This window comes from Mesorhizobium sp. M0077, from assembly GCF_040322955.1.
Classification (GTDB): domain Bacteria; phylum Pseudomonadota; class Alphaproteobacteria; order Rhizobiales; family Rhizobiaceae; genus Mesorhizobium.
Window position 1 is genome coordinate 209,557 of the sequence record NZ_JAMYUL010000006.1, and the last position, 17,875, is coordinate 227,431.

The following is a 17,875-nucleotide window of genomic DNA, read 5'->3' on the forward strand; positions in this document are numbered from 1 at the left end:
GCAACCACCAGCGGTGCGGATTGTCCGTTGTCACGCATTCGAAGTTCCTCCGTTCACGCGGCGCTTCGCGGCCCCGGCTGCATCGTCGAGCTCGACCAGGGCGCGGGCGGTGCATTCGTCGGTGATCAGGCCGCTGAGATAACGGCTTTCGAGTACTGCCTTGATGGCGCGCACCTTCACCTTGCCGCCGGCGACGGCAACGATCCTGCGGCCCTTCAACTGATCGCGCGGAAGCGCCAGTATTCTTTCCGACAGCGCCGTTTCGACCGGACGCCCCTTGTCGTCGAAGAAATGCGCCAGCAATTCACCAACGCCGCCGTCACGCTTGACCTCGTCGATTTCGGAAGGCTCGATCATGCCGGTGGCGACCAGAGACGCCTCCCGCTCGGCCGTGCCTATTCCGACGAACATCAGGTCGGACCGGCTGGCGAGAGCGAACACATCGCTGATGCCGCGCTGGCCAAGCAGCACTTCGCGGTCCTCGGCGGTATTGGCGACAAAAGGCACCGGCATGACGAAAGCCTGCGCGCCGGTCCGCTCTGCCAGGCGATGCATGACGTCGTGCGGGTTGGCGGCGAATTTGCGCGTCACGCCGCCAAGCAGCGAGACGAAACGGATGTGAGCAGCAGTTGCGCGCGTCAGATATTCGACGCTGGCGGCAAGCGTGCGGCCATGGCCGACGCCGATCAGCATGTCTTCGCCGCGATCGATTTCGCGCTTCAGGAACTGGGCGCCGGCAATGCCCAGCCCCTTGAGCGGCAGTTCGTCCTGATCGAGATCGGGAACCACCTCGCAATAGTGGAGCCCATAGGCGGCGATCAGGCGCTGTTCCAGGTCGACGCATTCGGCGACGTCGCCGTCGATGAAGACCCTGACCAGACCTTCCTGGTTGGCCTTGGTGATCAGCCTATGCGCCTTGAGACTGGTCAGGCCAAGCCGCTTGGCCACCTGGGCCTGGGTCAGACCACCGGCATAGTGCAGCCAGGCCGCGCGCGTGGCGAGGCTGGACTCATGGCCGCGGTTCGCGGATCCGCCGGAATTCAAGCCATTCCCTCCCCAAGGTGATAATATTATCTTTGTGTGCAAAAATTTTCATACCTTTGCATCGCTGTCAATCCCTCCGCAGATGGTAGCCTCCAGCCGACGTTCGGCAGCCAACGCGCCTATTAGAAGGTAAGCATATAATATGACCATATGGCAGCGTTATATTAACGTCAATTTGTGTTATCCATCCTGGTGGTGGCACCCGTAGGCGCGGGCAAAATCCTGGGTGTAAGATGGGAAGTTTGGAGCAACACGGCCCAACGAGGGCAAACCGATGGGTTGCCTCAGGAAAAGCTATCGGCGTCAGCGATCAAGCGATCAGTCCAGCCGCATCAGGTTCCTGCCCTCGAGCTCGACAACAGCGGCTTCGACCTCCCGCGTGAGGCGCTCGGTGCTCCACGCCAACGCCCGCCCCGCGATCGCGGCAATCTCCTGCAGGTCGCGGCTCGTCAACGAGCCGCCTATCGCCAACGTGCTGCGGCGCATAACGACATCGGCCAGATGTTCGACGAACTCGTTGCGCGCGATGTAGTCGATTTCCGCCTTGCCGTAGCCGCCGGAGTCCGGCAGGCAACCCTCATCATCCGACCCGTGCCTGGCGATCTCAACGGCTCTGGTCCCGTAGCGCGACAGCAATTGATCAAGGCGCCCTTCCCCGGCGCCCGTTGCCTGCTGTGCCTCAGCCAGCCAGTCCGCGCGCGCGGCGGCATTGGCCGGAAAATCCCGCCCACCGCCGATCGGCATCGACTGAGTCGACATCTTGCGGCTGCGCTGCAAGCGCTTGAGTACGGTATCAGTGACTTCCTCGGCAAAGCCGCGGAACGTCGTCCATTTGCCGCCGACCAGCGAAATGACTGCAAAGGGCCTGTTGCCGTCCGGCTCGGCAACGGGCGCCGAATGATCGCGGCTGATCAGTCCGGGCGTCGCTGCTTCAGACGTCGGCAGCGGCCGGATGCCGCTATAGGCGTAGACGATCTGGTCGCGCTCGAACGCCATGCCCGGCAGCAGCGTTCGCACGCTGTCGAGCAGATAGTCGACTTCTTCGGGTTCGCAGCGCACCGCGTCCGGATTGTCGGCCTTGATGTCGGTCGAGCCGACCAGCGCCAGGCCGAGATAGTCGTAGACCAGGCAGATGCGGCCGTCATCGGCCTCGAAATAGAGCATGCGCCCGGCGAGGCTTTTGACCAGTTCGTCATGCCTTAACAGGATATGCGAGCCCTTGGTGCCGCCGATCATCTTCGATGGAGCACCAAGCAGCGCGTTGACGTCGTCGATCCACGGACCGGCGGCGTTCACCACCAGCTTCGGCCGCACCGAAAAGGCCGCGCCGTTTTCCGGCTGGAAGGTGAGCACGCCATTGGCTGAAGCCGCCAGTGTCGTGTAGTTGGCACCGGCAGACGCTGCGTGAGCCTGCAAGCCGTCGAGGATCAGTTCCAGCACCAGCCTTTCCGGGTGACTTATCTTGGCGTCGTAGTAGGTGCCGGTGGCGACGATCGCCGGATTGAGCGCCGGCATCTCAACAAGCGCCTGCCGCCGCCCGACCATGCGGTGGCGCGGCATGACCTGGTTTCGTGAACCGTAGAAATCGTAGATCATCAAGCCGATCTTGATCAGTATGGCGCCGCGGCTGCGCGGCGCGCTGGTCGAGCCGAACAGCGTTCGCAACGCCGCGAGCATGCCCTTGCTCCACGAGAAGATCGGGATGACGGTCGGCAGCGGGCTGACATAGTGCGGCGCGTTTTGAAGAAGCAGATTGCGTTCGAGCGTCGACTGCGCCACCAGCCCGAACTCGCCGGTCTCGAGATATTTCAAGCCGCCGTGGATGAGCCTCGACGGCGCGGCACTGGTGCCCGAGCCGAAATCCGCCTTTTCGACGATCAGGCAGCTGACACCTTGCGCGCACAGATCGCGAAACAGCCCAGCCCCGTTGATGCCGGCGCCAAGAATGACGACGTCGACTTCGCCGGTCCCGGCCATCGCGGCGAGACGCCCTGCGGGATTGTCCGCCCCGGCTCCATCTGCTGGGTTCATGGCGCCTTCGTCTTGACGATGCGCAACTTCACCCCCGCCCGTTCGAGGCTCTGCGCCTGCGCATCGCCCAGGCCCTCGGTCACCAGCACGGCGTCGAAACTGGTCAGATCGTCGAAGACATGCAGCGCGATCCGGTCGAATTTTGCGTGGTCGACCAAAAGGATGCGCTTCACGGAGGCGGTCATCATCGCCTGCTTGACCCGCACGACATTCGGATCCTGGATGAAAGCAGTGGTTCCGGTGACGGCCGAAGCCGAACAGATCAGCACATTGGCGCGCAACTGCGCCACGGCGTTCTCGCAGACAATGCCGATATAGGCATTGTAAGTGGGATGATACTGGCCGCCGAGGCAGATGAAATCGATATCGTCCACATTGATCAATTGGCCCGCCGTCGAGACGCTGTTGGAAATGACGGTCAGCGGCTTGACGTCGAGCAGCAGCGTCGCGACCGCGTTTGCCGTCGATGAATCGTCCAGCATCACCACCTGGCCGGCCTCGATATAATCCAGTGCCGCCCGCGCCAGTGCATCCTTCTCGGCTCGATTGACGGTCACCCGGTAGCGGAAAGCGCTCTCGTAGAGGCCGGAAGGCTGGACCGTCACCGCACCGTGCAGCTTGCGCAGCACGCCCTGCTGCGCCAGCCGGTCGATATGCCGGTGGATGGTCATGCGCGACACGCCGAAATGCTCGACCAGATCATCGATGCGCACCTGGCCGAGCTTGATCACATAATCGGCGATCTCTTCGCGTCGTTCGTCGGCCTTGATCATGCGTTTACCCCCGCCAGCCTTTCGATATCAGGCCAATGCGACTTCAGCTGCTCGGCTATGCGGCAGTAGAGCGAAAACCGCTCATTGAACACAGCACTGGAGGCGGGCACGGTTTGGTACGTCCGCTCCGTCATGCCGACCTGCCTGGCGCCCTCTTGCGGCGTCTTGAACAAGCCGACCGCAGCACCTGCGCAAAGCGCGGCACCGAGGGCCGCGGTCTCATCCGTCGAGGTGACGGTGACCGGGGCGTTCAGCACGTCGGCAAACATCTGGACGAAAGCAGGATTGCGCGAACCGCCGCCGGTCAGGCGGATCTCGCTGACGGCAAAGCCGTCGCGCAAAGCCTCGACATGGGTGCGGTGATTGAAGGCGATGCCTTCCAGAACCGCCTTCAGCATGTCGCCGCGATTGTGCCAGCCATGCAGGCCGACAAAGCTGCCGCTGGCCAAATCGCCATAGGGAGAGCCGAACAGATAGGGATGAAACAGGATGGTCGAAGGCTTCTTCAACGCCGCGTCGATCTCTCCCGCCAGCAATTCGTGGAGCGAGCCGCCATCCGCGTTTGTCCTGTCTTGCTCCAAGCGACAGAAAGTGTCGAGAAACCAGTCGTAGTTCGCGGTCGAGGCCGGCGAGATCGACATGTTGTTCCAACGCCCCGCATCGATGGCGTTGCGGCAGAACCAACGTCGGTCGACGCGCGGTTGCGAAGAGACGACTTCGTTGATGGAATACGTGCCGGCGACGATGGCGAGCACGCCGTCTTCATGGCCGCCCATGCCAAGCGCCGAGGCGGCCACGTCGTGCAGGCCGCAGGCGACCGGTGTTCCCCTGCGAAGGCCGGTCCTTTCGGCGGCATCGGCTGTGACTTGACCGGCGATGTCAGCGGAATGCGCCACCGGCGGCAGCGCGTTGAACAGATCCTCCAACCCGAAGATGCGCAGCGCTTCAGGCGCATAGGCTTGCGTGCGAAAATCCGTGAATGAAGTGCTGGCCTCCGTGCGGTCGGTCCCGATCGTGCCGGTCAGGCAAAAGCGCAGCCAGTCCTTGCAGGCCAGCACATGGCCGATGCGGCCATAGCGATCAGGATCGTTCTGCTTAAGCCACGCCAGCAGCGCCGACGGCGCCGAAACATGCGGCGTCTGGCCTGTCGTCGCCAGTGCATCGGTGAAAACGGTACCGGCGGACCACCTTTCGACAATGTCGCCGGCGCGGCTGTCGAGCGACAGGATGCCTGGTCCCAAAGGCTGACGATCATGATCGAGCAGATAGAGACCATCGCCATGCGCGGTCGCCGCCACCGCCTTGATGTCTTCCGCCGGCCTGCCGGAGAGCGCGATCGCCTCCTTGATGGCGTCGGCTGTTGCTTGCCACAGGCCTGACATGTCGCGCTCCACCCAGCGCGCGTGGGGCATCGATTGCGGCACCCGGCGACGGGCCACGGACAATTGCGTGCCGTCGGCATCGAAGATGACCGCCTTGGTGACCGTGAGGCCGTTATCGATTCCGAGCAGGCTGGGCATGATCACCGCCTCTTTCAGCAACTGGCGATTGCTACAGGGCGATCCTGCAGTCTGATGCAAGGGCGAAACACATGGCGACAACCCCGATTGAGCAAGGGGGACAAACGGCAAAAGCACCTCGCCGCAACAAAGAACTCATATCTTTATGTGAATTTAACGTCAACATACGCGACAAAAAGGCTTCGGCGCCAGGGAGCCACGGATGGATCTCGCGGTTGCCAGGCGACGCGTAATCAGCTGCTAAGGCCGTCACGGATGGCGCTGAAATAGCGGTCGGTTCCGACCTGCCCGCCCTTGAGTGCCACCTCCAGCCCATCGATCGCCTTGACGCGCGAGTGAGCGACGCAAAGCGGCGAGCCCGGCGACACCGGCAACGGCATCCGCACGGTCAGCGCATCGACACCCATCTGGCCGAGCGCGTGGCTCGACGTATCGCCGCCGGCAACGACCACGCGCTGCAACTTCTGCTCGATGGTCAGCGCGCGAAGCAGTTCGCCGAGGCCCCGCCCGAGCTTGTGGCGGGCGCCTTCCTGGCGGTCGATTTCGCCCCCCCTATCGGCCGCGGGTCCAAGGGCCGTGTAGAGAACGACGCTGCGCCCGGCTTCCAGACTGGCGCGACCGGCTGCCGTCGCGCGTGCGATCGCATCTCCGGAAGCTTCGGAGATCAGTTCGACGGGATCGACCTCGATGCCATCGAAGCCGTCGGTCAAAGCGTGCCGGATCTGTCGTTCGGTCGTCGGCGAACAACTGCCCGAGACGACCGCGATCCGGTCGGCGGCACCCGGCGGCGAAAATTCTGGTTCAGCTCTGACTGTCCCGTTCGACACCCATTCGGCCAGCAGCGCATATTCGATCCCCGACGAGCCGACGACGAACGAACCGCCCGGCTTGCGGGCGCGCCATATCTCCTTGCCGGCAAGCGCCTGCGTCTCGAGGCTGTCGACATCGACAAGTACGATGTCGGTGCCCTCGGCGAGCAAGCGATCGAAGGCCTCCGAGCGCGCCGCCGACTGCAACGTCGCGAGGTCGACCAGCCCCGATGTGAGCTCCGTCTGCCGCGACAGATGGATCAGCAGGTCGGATTCATCCATCGGCGTCGTCGGGTGGCGGCTCATCACCGGATGGCGGTCGATGCGGAAATACTTTTCACGATAGGCCGCGAACAAATGACCGAAGGCCGTGTAACGCTTGAGCTGCGGCGCCCCGACCAGCAGCGGCACGCTGTCCTGCGCGAAGACCGAACGGCCGATCTCGATGGCGCGACCGATGCTGCCGATGGTCGGGCTGGAATCGAAGGTGGAGCAGACCTTGTAGTGACAGATCGCGGCATTCAGCGTCTTCAGCCAAGCGAAGGCATCGCTCAGATGCGTGTTCATCCATTGCGGCGTCTCGCTGCGGCTGGTGCCGGCTAGGCCAATGGCGCGGCAATGGCTGAACTGCTCAACCATGGCCGCGTCCGGCTGGCGCATAAATAGCACGGTCGGCACGCCGCCGAGTTCGAGCGCTTCCATGACGTCGGTCGAGCCGGTGAGGTCGTCGCCATAATAGCTGAGAAGCAGGTCTTGCATTGCTTCAGGCCGCTTTGCCGTCGCCGAATTTTTCGATCGACCGCGCCAGCTCCGGATGGCTCAAGGCGAAATCCGCCAGCGGAATGCCGTCGACCGCCGCCTGCCAGGCTTGCTGCACGGCACGCACCCCGGCGCCCGGTCCATCCGGATGGCTGACGATGCCGCCGCCGCACAGATAGAGCAGATCGACCGTCCGGCCGGTCCGTTCATAGGTCTCGGGCGCTTGCCCGCCCCATTGGCCGGAGCCCGCCACAGGCAAGGCGCAATCCTCAGGGGCAAAAATCGGCGTCGTCACCGCCTTGAAGGACTCGACGAAAGACGCGTCCGGCTCCCAGTATTTCGATTGGATGCCGTTGATCTGGAACTGGTCGACGCCGAGCAGCCGCCAGAACTGTTGCCAGACCTTGAAGTTCATACCGAGGCCGGGATGGCGGGTGAGGATGTCCCAGCCGTTGCGATGAGCGTGAAGCACCAGGCTGGAGCGTTTTCTCAAGAAGGCCAGGCCACCGAAACCGACGGAGTTGATGTTGACCACGGCGCAATTTCCGCCGGCCTTGGCCACCAGATCGTGATTGCGCATCATCTCGTCCGGGTCGGCATGCGAGATGCCGAAGGCGTACATCACCTTCTTGCCGGTCCTCTGCTCGTGGTCGAGGATCAGCGGCATGATTGCCTTTACCCGCTCCGCCAGCGGCGAATAGGCTGGGCTCATCAGCTTCTCATCGTCCTTGATGAAATCGACACCGGCGGCGATCAGCTCGCCCACCATCGCGGCGGTCTCGGGGGGCCGCAGCCCCAGCGCCGGCTTGACGATGGTGCCGATGATCGGCCGATCCGTGACACCTGTCAGCCTGCGGCTGCCGGCGACGCCGAATTGCGGACCTGGATGCGCGCCGCGGAATTGCTCCGGCAGCTTCATGTCGACAACGCGAATGCCGGTTAGGCCCTTGATCGAATAGGCGCCGCCGATGGCAATGGTCATCAGAGCCGACAGGTCGTGGCCGATGGCATCGAATGGAAAGGCGATGTCGACATCCGCGCGCTTGAACGGCCCGTTACCGGCCTCGGGAATGGAGGGGCGAAGTGCGTCCGGCAGGTGCCGAATGGCCAGGACACGCGCGGCCACCCGGGCTTTCAGTTCCTCGGTCTCGCCGGGCAGCGCGACGAAGGTTCCAGACGACTGGTCGCTGGCGATCTTGGCTGCCAGCGTCTCGATGCTGCCTGATGTCTCGATGCGGTAGGTGAGCGTGATCATGGTTCGTTGTCTGAGGCCGCAGGGGGTTCGAAAAGAGTTCCTTGATCGTCGGAATCTGGTATAATGAGCACATAAGCTTTGCAAGCAATATCCTGTCTGGCGGCTATGGGCGATCGGGGCGACAGCCATTCCGGGAACAGCTGCGGCAGTGTTAGATAGACACAGGTCAAGGGAGTGATTCGCGACGATGAACCGTTCGGAGCCGATCGTCCGGCGCAAACTTTCCGACGAAGTGTTTTTGCGGCTGAAGCGCCTGATCACCAGCGGAGAATTGACGCCGGGCGACGACATGCCGTCGGAGCGCGAGTTGATGGAGCGCTTCGAGGTCGGCCGTCCCGCGATCCGCGAGGCGATGCAGGCGCTGAGCAATATGGGCCTCGTCGCGATCTCGCATGGGGAACGCGCCAAGGTGCTGCAGCTGACCGCCAAGTCGATCATCAAGCAGGTCGATGGCGCAGCCAAGATCATCCTGTCGTCGTCGAAGGACACGTTGGAACACCTGAAAACGGCGCGCATCTTCTTCGAGCGCGGTATGGTCAGGGAAGCCGCCGAAAACGCCACTGCCGAGGACGTTGAGCAGCTGCGGGCCACAATTGCCGAACAGCGTGGCTTTCGCGGCGATTCCGAGGCTTTCATTTCAGCCGACATGAAGTTTCACACCCAGATCGCGGCCATTTCAGGCAACCCGATCTATATCGCCGTCAGCGAGGCGATGCTCGGTTGGCTGAAGGAATATCACACCGAAATGCTGATCTGGACCGGCAAGGAACAGTTCACGCTGACCGAGCATGAAGAGATCATCGGCCGCATCGAGAAGAAGGATGCCGACGGCGCCGAGAAGGCGATGATCAAGCACCTCGAGCGCTCGCGCGCGCTTTATGTGATGAACTCCGGCAACTGATTTCAGCCGATCCGCGTGATCGCGTAAGGGGTCATCACCAGTTGGCCTCGGCCAAACGCTGAGATGTCGACCGTCACGTCGTCCGCCGTCAGGTTCGCCAGCCACGCCACGGTCTTGCCCGAAGCGGAGCGGCCGGCCAGCGCCAGCACCTTGGTCTCGTCGCTCGTTTTCGTCGCCACATACGTAAGGCCGGCCAGTTCGCAAAGCCCCTTGATGGCATCGAAGATCGGCCGAGGCGATCCTTCCGCGACGGGTTCGCCGGATGCTGCGAGCACGCCGAAAGGCCCGGCGAAGCCGGACAGCGTGAGCAGTTCCAGCCCGGCCGGCGCGACACGCGCGGCATAGCCGATCGCCCATGCGGCTGCGAACAGGCCGGCATGGCGAGGGTCGCGATCGGCCATGGCGATGCGCTGGCCCCCGGGATTGCCCTTGGTCGCGCCGCCATAGGGGTTCTGGCGCATGGCGATCGTCGATGGACCGATGCGGTAAGGCTTTTCCCCGAAGATCGCCCGCGCCGACGCGGTGATGAAGGGCAGCGCCTCCAGCGACTGCATGACGCTGAGATCGTCGGCGGCGTGCACGATCGGGCACGTGCAGTGGGTGACGAAATCGAGTTGGCCCGCCGGCACGCGCTTGCGGTTGAGCTCGGTGAAATAGCTGAACATGCCGCCGCCGAGCCGGATATCGGGAAAGGCGCGACAGGCCGCGGCATAGACGTCTTCGAGCGGCGGACAGTCCGGCCACGCGCTGCCCGGCGGTGTCGACTGCCGGTCAACCGAAGGCGAGACGGCAATGGCCGAAAGCTTCAACCCGGCTTGACGCACCATGTCGGCAACGCCTGACAGCTCGGCATCGAGGTCGCCCGCGCAGGCAACAACGCATTCCAGCGTCGTCTGCACCGGATAGGCGGCGGTGAGCCTTGCATAAGACTGCAATGCTTCGAGACCGTGGCCGCGCGTCGGATCGTAGTGGAAGACAAGTTGCTGCGGGCCGAGTTCGGTCAATGTCGAAAGATTTGCGAGCGCTGCTTCGACCTCATCCGGGTAGATGATCACGCCGAGATCCGGCAGCCTCTGCCCGGTCTCGCCGAGTTCGACGCTGACCGGTTCGGCGGCAGATGCTGCGGCCGGCATTCCCCCCTCGCCGGTGATGCGCAGGCTGACCGTCTGGCTTACAGTTTGGCCGGCCGGCAGCACATAGGGCCAAGGCAGCGCCAGTGGCCGCACATAGGTCTTGTAGGACGCGTCCGACCAGTTGCGCTGGTCCTCCATCTCGAAAGTGTCGCCCTCCATCCGGCATTCGGCAGTGATGCCCGGCCGGACCTCATGGGTGATCGCGCGCAAATCCTTGAAAGGCTGCCAGGGATCGATCAACAGCGGCAGTTTCGTCGCCACCACGCTTCCGTCAGTATGCTCGACCGTGACCGGGCTGCCGGCGAGGCCGGCGATCGGATGCAGGACGCAAAAACCGCAGCGATTGGTCTCGAAATCGCTTTCAGGGACCGCGCTAACGTCGAACACTAGGTGACCGTTGGCGGAGCCCTTGATCGTAGCGCGAAAGTCGAGCCGGCTTCCGCCCGGTGCTAAGCAAGTTGCGGAGTAGCTGACGGAGAAGCTGTCGGCGTCCTGATCGACGGCAAGGTCCGCCAGCGCCGGTTCATAGGTGCCCCAGTCGCGGTCGCGCACGATGTAGGCGATGGCGCGCAGCACTTCGATGCCGCCGTAACGGATGGTGCGCAGGCTGCCGTTGACAAAGTCGGCGCTGAGCAAGCCCGCACTCAGCCTAACCGGCTCGGCCTCGACCACGCGTGTGCCGTATAGGAGGAAGGCGTCGGCTGTCATGTCAGCAAGCCATCCAGGTGGACAGGTTCGTGGCTCGCGGCGCCCAGATAGGCCGCCTCGACCAGCGCGAATGTCTTGAGATTGTCGGCGCCCGAGGTCGCCGGCTCGGTTCCCTTTGCCAGGCAGTCGACCCAGTGCTGCTGGATGGCGACGACGCTCTCCTGGATGTTGTGCCATGGGCGCGATGCCCAGGCGAGTACGGGCGGCGAAACGTCGGTGATCTTCGTGCCGCTCCTGCCGGTGACGGTGAGCCGATATCCCTGCGCCAAGCGGATCGTGCCGTCGCTGCCGTCGATCTCGATAAGCGTTTCGGGAAACGGTTCGGTGGCGAGCTTCGTCGCGTAGCTACAGTCGACCACTGACGTCGCCCCGCTCTTGTGGTCCATCAGCATCGTCGCGACATCTTCGCCCGCGATGCCGGGGTTGATGCGCGCGGTTCGCGTCGTGATCGTCGACACGTCGCCCAGTAGAAAACGGGCGATGTCGAGACTGTGGATACCGAGGTCCTCGATGATGAAGCGCTTTCCCTTGGCGAGATAGGGCTGGCCGGAAAACACGTCATAGGCAGAGCGGAAGGAGATGCGCCCGAAGAACGGCGTGCCGATCTCGCCGCTGTCGAGCACGGCACGCACCGCCTGGATCGCCGACTGCCAGCGAAAATTCTCATGCACCATCAGCGGTACGCCGGCTTCCACGCAGGCCCTCACCATCGCCTTGGCGTCGGCAAGCGTCGGCGCGAACGGCTTTTGGCAAATCACCGGCACACGGTGCAGCGCCGCCATCTCGACCAGCGGACGATGGCTGGGAACGGTAGTGGCGATATCGACGAAGTCGAGGCTTTCGCTTGCAAACATCTCTGCCGCGTCGGTGTAGCGCTTCGCAATGCCGAACTGGTCGCCGATGATGCGCAGCCGCTCCGGGTCGCGGTCGCAAATGGCGACCATCGCGGCGCCTTCAATGTCGCGCCAGGCATGCATCTGGTTGATGGCAAAGAAGCCGCAGCCGATGAGCCCTCCCCGCAACTCCGCCATGCTCAGCCTGCCTTAGCCATCTGCATCAACGTCACCCGGCTCTGCAGCCGGCGCTGCGCCTGGTCGACGACGACGGCGACGATGATGACAAGGCCCTTGATCACCATCTGCCAGAAGGAACTCACGCCCATCATCACCAACCCGTCCGAAAGAATGCCGATGACGAAGGCGCCGACAATGGTGCCGCCGATCGTGCCGCGCCCACCTGACATCGAGGTGCCGCCGAGCACTGCCGCCGCGATGGCGTTGAGCTCGAAACTTTCGCCCGTTGCCGGGTGCGAAGCCATCAGTTCGGACGAGATGATCAGACCGACGATCGCCGCGCAAAAGCCGGAGAACATGTAGACGAACATTTTCACCACGTTGACACGAACGCCCGAAATTCGCGACGCCCGTTCATTGCCGCCGACGGCGAAGATGTGGCGGCCGAGCGGCGTGTATTTGGCGAGATATGCCGCAACCAGCGCAACAACGATCAGGATCCAGATCGCCACCGGCAGGCCGAGCAGCCGCCCGGCGCCGAGGAAACCAAACCCGGTGGTGCCAAGCTCCGGCTTGCCGACGAGGTTGGGGAAGGTGCGGCCGTCCGACGACAGCAACGCCAGGCCGCGCGCGACATAGAGCACGCCGAGTGTGGCGATGAACGGCGCGACGTTCAGCCTGGTGATCAGCAATCCGTTGACGGCGCCGATCAATATGCCAACCGCCAGCGTGATCAGCGCGATCTCGACGACGTTGAAATAGATGGTGTAGCCGAATTGCAGGTCGATGCCGTTGAGCACGAGATAGCCGGCGACCATGCCGCACAGGCCGACGATCGAGCCGACTGAGAGATCGATGCCGCCGGTGATGATGACGAAGGTCATGCCCATGGCGAGGAAGGCGTTCAGCGCCACATGTTTCGACATCAGGATCAGGTTGGCGGTCGACAGGAAATTCGGCGCCGCGATCGAGAAGAAGACCAAGACGGCGATCAGCGCGATGAAGGTCCTCGCCTTCATCAGCGTCAGCAGCAGCGAGCCGCTCGAAACGGAGGAGACAGCCGCCTTGGCCGGGATGTCAGTCATGGGTTCTCCGTGTGCGGAGCCGGTCCGTGGCCAAGTGCCGAGGCGGCGACAAGGGCTGCCTCCGTCGCCTCGGCGCGATCGAACATGCCGGTCAGTTTTCCATTGCTCATCACCGCGATCCGGTCGGACAGCGCCATCACCTCATCGAGATCGGAGGTGGCGAACAGAATACCGAGCCCATCGCGCGACAGTTTGCGCATGGTGCGGAAGACGTCGGCCTTGGCGCCGACATCGATGCCACGGCTCGGCTCGTCCATCAGCAGCACCTTCGGCCCGGTGAGCAGCGCCTTGCCGATCACCACCTTTTGCTGGTTGCCGCCCGACAGCGACGAGACCTCCTGCGCCGGGTCGGCAACCTTGATCGCCAGTTCCCGCACCATCTGCGTCACCGCCTGCTTCTCCTGGCCGCCACTGATGTGGAACAGGCGGACAAAGCGCGACAGGCTGGCCAGCGTCAGATTGCTGGCGACGGAGAGGATCGACACCAGCCCTTCGCGTTGGCGGTCTTCGGGGATCAGCGCCAGCCCGCGCCGGATGCGCCGCGTCGTGTCCCGCTCCTTGACCTTCTTGCCGGCGATGAAGATCGCGCCGGTCGCCTGGCCATGGCGGCCCATGATGCAGTCGAACAGCTCGCTTCGCCCGGCGCCCATCAGGCCGTATATGCCGAGTATCTCGCCGGCGCGCAGCGACAGCGAAACGTGATCGACCGCCAGTCCGCCGGTCGCGCGCGGCAGGCAGATGTCCTCGGCGCGGAATATCTCTCCGCCGGGAACATGGCCGTCGGCCTTGGCGAAATCCTTGGCGTCGGAGCCGATCATCTGCCGCACGATCCACCGCGTGTCGACGTTTTTCATCTCTTCCTGGCCGGTGATGTGTCCATCGCGCAGCACGGTGATGTAGTCGCCGATGCGGATCAGTTCTTCCAGCCGGTGCGAGATGTAGACGATGGCCACGCCGCGCGCCTTGAGGTCGGCGATCACCTTGAACAGGATCTCGACTTCCGCCGCACTCAGCGCCGAGGTCGGCTCGTCCATGATCAGGATGCGTGCATCGAGCGAAACCGCCTTGGCGATCTCGACCAGCTGCTGCTGGCCGATGCGCAGATCCTCGACCAGCATGTCGGGCCTTATCCCGGCCTGCAGGCGTTCGAGAAATTGGGCCGCACGGCGCTCCTGCTCCTTGCGGTCGATCTTGCGAAACCGGTTGGTGATCTCGCGCGTGGCGAAGATGTTCTCGGCGACGGTCATATTGCCAAACAGGTTCAGCTCTTGGAACACCATGCCGATGCCGCGGTTCACCGCGTCGCCCGATGACGAGAAGGAGACCTCCTCCCCTTCCAGGAGGATCCGGCCGAGCGTCGGCTGTTCGACGCCGGCGATAATCTTCATCAGCGTCGATTTGCCGGCGCCGTTTTCGCCGACCAGCACATTGACGGCGCCCTTGCGCACCTCGAAATTCGCGCGCTTGACCGCGACGGTGCCGGAATAGACCTTGGAGACGTCCTCCAGCTTCAAGACGACATCGTGAGCAACCGCAGCGCTCATGGCTTCGGCCCGATTTCTGCCTCCGCCGGCGTCACCAGCGGCAGGTCCTGGCCGTTTTCGAGCGTATAGGCGCCGAGGACCTTGGCGGTCCGGCCTTCCAGCGCGTCACGCGGCAGTTTGGCAAGCACGGCCTTGACGGCATAGGCGTTGAACGCCTTGCCGAACTGGGCGAAGTCGATCTGGTTGGTAAAGTCGTTGAACTGGATGAAATCGAGACTGTCGCGCAGCGCGGTTCCCCGCATCGCCGGTCCGATTTGCACACGCGCATCGGCCTTGCCGTCGCCGTCGACATCGATATCCATCGTTGCCGCGCGTGACGCCGTGTTGGCTGCGATGATCTTGCCCTCGACGCGAACCGCGAAGGTCCACGGCGAATTCGCCTGCTTGTTCGGATTGCCATATTTGGCGCCAGCGGAAGCAGGATCGGTTTTCGCCAGAGCGTGGACCTCGGCAAACGGCCCGGCCTTCTGCTGGAGGTAAGGCACGACCTTCGCGGCCCAGATCTCCTCGACCATCTTGTCCGGATTGAAGACGGCGGCATTGCCGCTGCCCCCCGAAGGGGTCGGGAGGATCTTGCAGGCGGTCAAGCTGATGCCGAGTATCACGGCAAGGATCGGCCAGGTCGGCTTGTTGTTCAGCATGATGGCTTGTTGAGCATGTGATCAATACCCACGGAAAATGCCGACGAGGGACGACCCTTGGGTCGCCCCTCGCTGTTCATGTCACGCCGGCTCAGTTGGTCAGCGCAAACGTTTCCAGCTTGGCAGCATTGTCACCATTGACCAGAACGCAGTCCATCAGCTGCTTTTCCTTGGCCGGCGACTTCTTGTTCTTGATGAAGTCGTTGGCCTGCTCGACCGCCATCTGCGCCTGCGCATAGGCCGGCTGCAGGACGGTTGCCTTGATGCCGCCCGCGGTGATCGAATCGCGCACGTCGTTGGATCCGTCGAAACCGACGACGATGACGTCCTTGCGGTTCGCCGCAACCAGCGCCGCATACGCGCCCATGGCCATCGTGTCGTTGCCGGAGATGACGCCCTTGATATCCGGGTTGGCCTGCAGGATCGATTCCATCTTGGAATAGGCTTCCGTCTGGCTCCAGTTGGCCGATTGCTGGGCGACCATCTTCAGGTCCGGATAATCGTCGATGACGTCATGATAGCCCTTCGAGCGAATGCCGGCATTGGTATCGGATTCCTTGCCGACCAGCTCGACGAAATTGCCCTTCTCGCCCATCAGCTTGACGAACTCCTGCGCGCCGAGCTGGGCGCCCTGGTAGTTGTTGGAGACGATCTGAGCCACGGCGACGCCGGTGGCGTTGATCTCGCGATCGATCAGGAACGACGGCACGCCTGCGTCCTTGGCCTTCTGCACGGCAGCGACGGTGGCGTCGGCGCCGGCATTGTCGAGGATGATCGCCTTGGCGCCGCGACCGATCGCCGTATCGATCAATTCGGATTGCTTGTTGGCGTCGTCGTCATGGACGAGCACAAGCGCTTCGTAGCCGAGTTCCTTGGCCTTGGCTTCGGCGCCGACGGCTTCCGCCTTGAAGAACGGATTGTCATGCGAGGGCGTGATGATGGCAATGAGGTCGGCCGCATAGGCGGGCGCCGCCGTGCCAAGCGCCAGCATGCCGGCGAACGCCGCAAGTGTCATTCTGCGTGTGAGTTTCATGATGTCCTCCCGTTTGAAAAATTGCCTTGATCAATCAAGGCCCCTGCATTCGAATTCGTCGCGCAGCGCGGGCCGCTGATCGGTTCGGGCTGAAATGCCGTTGCCGGCTTCCCACCTGACGGATCGTTGCGCCCCCGCCGTCCCTCCACTCGTCCAGGCTTCGTACTTCCCGCGAACCCTTGCCCAAGCCATCAACAGCTAAGCCAACTGGTATGATGAGTCAATCACTAATCGAGGTGACATGTGCCCACTGAGCAAAAACAGTTGGGTGTCATGGCGGGTGTGTCGAGCCACCGAGGCACTCCGGCAAGCGCCCGACTCGGCCTTTCTCAGGTAATGCGCCGAATGCTCGCGGCGATCTCTTCCGGTTCGAACACCCGCTTCCAGTCGTCGCGCATCAGCACCGGCTTGCCGAATTCGATCGCCTTGTTGCAGGCATCCGAGAATACGCCCTTGGTCTCGCCGAAAATCACGGCGCCGAGCACGTTCATGTGGCCGAGCAGGAAGTCGAGCGCCGCCTGTTGGTCGACGCCTCGCGCGACGACCTCGTCGACGGCTTCCTTCATGACGACAAGCAGTGACGCGCACACCGTCTCCGATAGACCGGGCTCCAGCAGCGCCATCTGTTCGACGGTGACACGGTGCGAGCGCATGACCGGCGCCCAGATGATTTTTGCGACCGCCTCGCCCTTGGCGTAGTCCGCTTCCGGCCCCTGCATCAGCGCGCTGACCATATGCTGCTTGGCCTTGACGCCGCCAAAATAATCCTTCTTGGCCGCCATGTCGGTCTCGTCGTTGAAGATCGGCGGATGACAGGGATGGGTGACGAAATAGGTCAGGTCCGGCCGGTTGGGCAGATGGCCGGCGAAGGGTGCGGCCGCATCGAGCACTATCACCATTGTGCCTGGCGCCAGTTTGCTCTCGATATCAGCCGCCACCTTGCCGATATGCGTGTCGGGAACGGCCAGGATGACGATATCCGCCCCGTCGAGCGCCGCATCGGCACTGACCGCGTCGAAGCCCAGTCCGGTCTTCAGCCGCTCGCGGCCGGCCTCGCTGACCTCGACATGGCGTACCGTGTAGGGCGATCCGCGAAAATTGGTCGACAGTCGGTAGCCCATTTTGCCGCCGGCACCGAGCAGCGCAATCGTCGTCATCTATCCCTACTCCCGCTTTAAACGACGGCCGCGCCGATCGTCATGTTATTGACTGGTATAATCACCTTACCACGGATTGAGGAGTTGAACAGGGCTTTGATGCGGCCATGCGGTCGTCTGTTTGGCATTCCGCTCGCACGTGGCGGGCCTGCCTGGGTCCCTGGTCTTCCTTCCCAGCCCGAAAACTATCCCTGCGCCGCGAGTTCTCGTAGCGCCTTCAGGATCCAGTCACGCGCCGGCGTCCTTCTTCAACCAGGTGAAACCGGTAGCGATCGCGTATGAACTCGTTGAAAAATTGCCCTTTCGAGAAGGCGGCGCGGAACGCCGCATAGGTCTCGGGCTCGACCTCTTCATAGTCGTAGCGGGCTCCGCTCGGGACGAACCAGACCGAGAGGATTTTCGTCGACGGGTCGTAGTGGGTGTTGCGAATGGCAGTGGACGGCATGTCGAAAATCCTGCTTCGTCCCCA

General features: G+C 63.2%; 15 protein-coding genes. 1 reads left to right on the forward strand and 14 read right to left on the reverse strand.

The window, feature by feature from the left end:
• Positions 1-30 precede the first annotated feature (30 nt).
• The 6 genes from NKJ57_RS15050 to oiaX form a co-directional block, all read right to left on the reverse strand.
• A complete protein-coding gene (locus tag NKJ57_RS15050) occupies positions 31-1,044 on the reverse strand; it encodes a sugar-binding transcriptional regulator (protein WP_023739042.1) in 1,014 nt (337 codons plus the stop codon).
• Positions 1,045-1,362: 318 nt separating this feature from the next.
• Positions 1,363-3,075: a glycerol-3-phosphate dehydrogenase/oxidase gene (locus NKJ57_RS15055; RefSeq protein ID WP_023714400.1), complete on the reverse strand. Its 1,713-nt coding sequence runs from the start codon at positions 3,073-3,075 to the stop codon at positions 1,363-1,365.
• Complete coding sequence (locus NKJ57_RS15060) at positions 3,072-3,848, reverse strand: DeoR/GlpR family DNA-binding transcription regulator (RefSeq protein ID WP_023672603.1); 777 nt, start codon at positions 3,846-3,848, stop codon at positions 3,072-3,074. The genes NKJ57_RS15055 and NKJ57_RS15060 overlap by 4 nt, the downstream gene beginning before the upstream one ends.
• Positions 3,845-5,368, reverse strand: a complete 1,524-nt coding sequence (locus NKJ57_RS15065) for an FGGY-family carbohydrate kinase (RefSeq protein WP_352511735.1) — start codon at positions 5,366-5,368, stop codon at positions 3,845-3,847. Before NKJ57_RS15065 ends, NKJ57_RS15060 begins: the two co-directional genes overlap by 4 nt.
• A gap of 233 nt (positions 5,369-5,601) precedes the next feature.
• A complete protein-coding gene (locus tag NKJ57_RS15070) occupies positions 5,602-6,936 on the reverse strand; it encodes a four-carbon acid sugar kinase family protein (RefSeq protein WP_023681697.1) in 1,335 nt (444 codons plus the stop codon).
• Between the two features lie 4 nt (positions 6,937-6,940).
• Positions 6,941-8,191 (reverse strand): 3-oxo-isoapionate-4-phosphate decarboxylase OiaX, encoded by a 1,251-nt coding sequence (oiaX, locus tag NKJ57_RS15075; protein ID WP_023681698.1) that lies wholly within the window; start codon positions 8,189-8,191, stop codon positions 6,941-6,943.
• 187 nt (positions 8,192-8,378) lie between these two features.
• On the opposite strand from oiaX, the gene NKJ57_RS15080 reads away from it, so the two are divergent.
• Positions 8,379-9,092, forward strand: a complete 714-nt coding sequence (locus tag NKJ57_RS15080; RefSeq protein WP_023672607.1) for a transcriptional regulator NanR — start codon at positions 8,379-8,381, stop codon at positions 9,090-9,092.
• Between the two features lie 2 nt (positions 9,093-9,094).
• On the opposite strand, the gene apnL is transcribed toward NKJ57_RS15080, so the two are convergent.
• From apnL to NKJ57_RS15120, 8 genes are all read right to left on the reverse strand, one after another.
• Positions 9,095-10,933 (reverse strand): D-apionate lactonase, encoded by a 1,839-nt coding sequence (apnL, locus tag NKJ57_RS15085; protein ID WP_352511738.1) that lies wholly within the window; start codon positions 10,931-10,933, stop codon positions 9,095-9,097.
• Positions 10,930-11,964, reverse strand: coding sequence for a Gfo/Idh/MocA family protein (locus tag NKJ57_RS15090; protein WP_023681700.1), 1,035 nt, complete (start codon positions 11,962-11,964; stop codon positions 10,930-10,932). The genes apnL and NKJ57_RS15090 overlap by 4 nt, the downstream gene beginning before the upstream one ends.
• Before the next feature lie 2 nt (positions 11,965-11,966).
• Positions 11,967-13,031: an ABC transporter permease gene (locus NKJ57_RS15095; protein WP_352511740.1), complete on the reverse strand. Its 1,065-nt coding sequence runs from the start codon at positions 13,029-13,031 to the stop codon at positions 11,967-11,969.
• Entirely contained in the window at positions 13,028-14,575 is a 1,548-nt protein-coding gene (locus NKJ57_RS15100; RefSeq protein WP_352511742.1) for a sugar ABC transporter ATP-binding protein, read from the reverse strand. The genes NKJ57_RS15095 and NKJ57_RS15100 overlap by 4 nt, the downstream gene beginning before the upstream one ends.
• Entirely contained in the window at positions 14,572-15,216 is a 645-nt protein-coding gene (locus NKJ57_RS15105; RefSeq protein ID WP_352511743.1) for a DUF2291 family protein, read from the reverse strand. Before NKJ57_RS15105 ends, NKJ57_RS15100 begins: the two co-directional genes overlap by 4 nt.
• A gap of 91 nt (positions 15,217-15,307) precedes the next feature.
• Positions 15,308-16,249, reverse strand: coding sequence for a D-ribose ABC transporter substrate-binding protein (locus NKJ57_RS15110; protein WP_023691074.1), 942 nt, complete (start codon positions 16,247-16,249; stop codon positions 15,308-15,310).
• A gap of 329 nt (positions 16,250-16,578) precedes the next feature.
• Positions 16,579-17,406: a phosphogluconate dehydrogenase C-terminal domain-containing protein gene (locus NKJ57_RS15115; protein WP_023681705.1), complete on the reverse strand. Its 828-nt coding sequence runs from the start codon at positions 17,404-17,406 to the stop codon at positions 16,579-16,581.
• A 217-nt stretch (positions 17,407-17,623) separates the two neighbouring features.
• A complete protein-coding gene (locus NKJ57_RS15120; protein WP_023681706.1) occupies positions 17,624-17,851 on the reverse strand; it encodes a KTSC domain-containing protein in 228 nt (75 codons plus the stop codon).
• Positions 17,852-17,875 lie beyond the last annotated feature (24 nt).

Excerpts from the sequence above, each read along its gene's own strand:
- NKJ57_RS15055 (WP_023714400.1), bottom strand. The coding sequence starts at position 3,075 with ATGAACCCAGCAGATGGAGCCGGGGCGGACAATCCCGCAGGGCGTCTC.
- NKJ57_RS15060 (WP_023672603.1), bottom strand. The coding sequence starts at position 3,848 with ATGATCAAGGCCGACGAACGACGCGAAGAGATCGCCGATTATGTGATC.
- NKJ57_RS15065 (WP_352511735.1), bottom strand. The coding sequence starts at position 5,368 with ATGCCCAGCCTGCTCGGAATCGATAACGGCCTCACGGTCACCAAGGCG.
- NKJ57_RS15070 (WP_023681697.1), bottom strand. The coding sequence starts at position 6,936 with ATGCAAGACCTGCTTCTCAGCTATTATGGCGACGACCTCACCGGCTCG.
- oiaX (WP_023681698.1), bottom strand. The coding sequence starts at position 8,191 with ATGATCACGCTCACCTACCGCATCGAGACATCAGGCAGCATCGAGACG.
- NKJ57_RS15080 (WP_023672607.1), top strand. The coding sequence starts at position 8,379 with ATGAACCGTTCGGAGCCGATCGTCCGGCGCAAACTTTCCGACGAAGTG.
- apnL (WP_352511738.1), bottom strand. The coding sequence starts at position 10,933 with ATGACAGCCGACGCCTTCCTCCTATACGGCACACGCGTGGTCGAGGCC.
- NKJ57_RS15090 (WP_023681700.1), bottom strand. The coding sequence starts at position 11,964 with ATGGCGGAGTTGCGGGGAGGGCTCATCGGCTGCGGCTTCTTTGCCATC.
- NKJ57_RS15095 (WP_352511740.1), bottom strand. The coding sequence starts at position 13,031 with ATGACTGACATCCCGGCCAAGGCGGCTGTCTCCTCCGTTTCGAGCGGC.
- NKJ57_RS15100 (WP_352511742.1), bottom strand. The coding sequence starts at position 14,575 with ATGAGCGCTGCGGTTGCTCACGATGTCGTCTTGAAGCTGGAGGACGTC.
- NKJ57_RS15105 (WP_352511743.1), bottom strand. The coding sequence starts at position 15,216 with ATGCTGAACAACAAGCCGACCTGGCCGATCCTTGCCGTGATACTCGGC.
- NKJ57_RS15110 (WP_023691074.1), bottom strand. The coding sequence starts at position 16,249 with ATGAAACTCACACGCAGAATGACACTTGCGGCGTTCGCCGGCATGCTG.
- NKJ57_RS15115 (WP_023681705.1), bottom strand. The coding sequence starts at position 17,406 with ATGACGACGATTGCGCTGCTCGGTGCCGGCGGCAAAATGGGCTACCGA.
- NKJ57_RS15120 (WP_023681706.1), bottom strand. The coding sequence starts at position 17,851 with ATGCCGTCCACTGCCATTCGCAACACCCACTACGACCCGTCGACGAAA.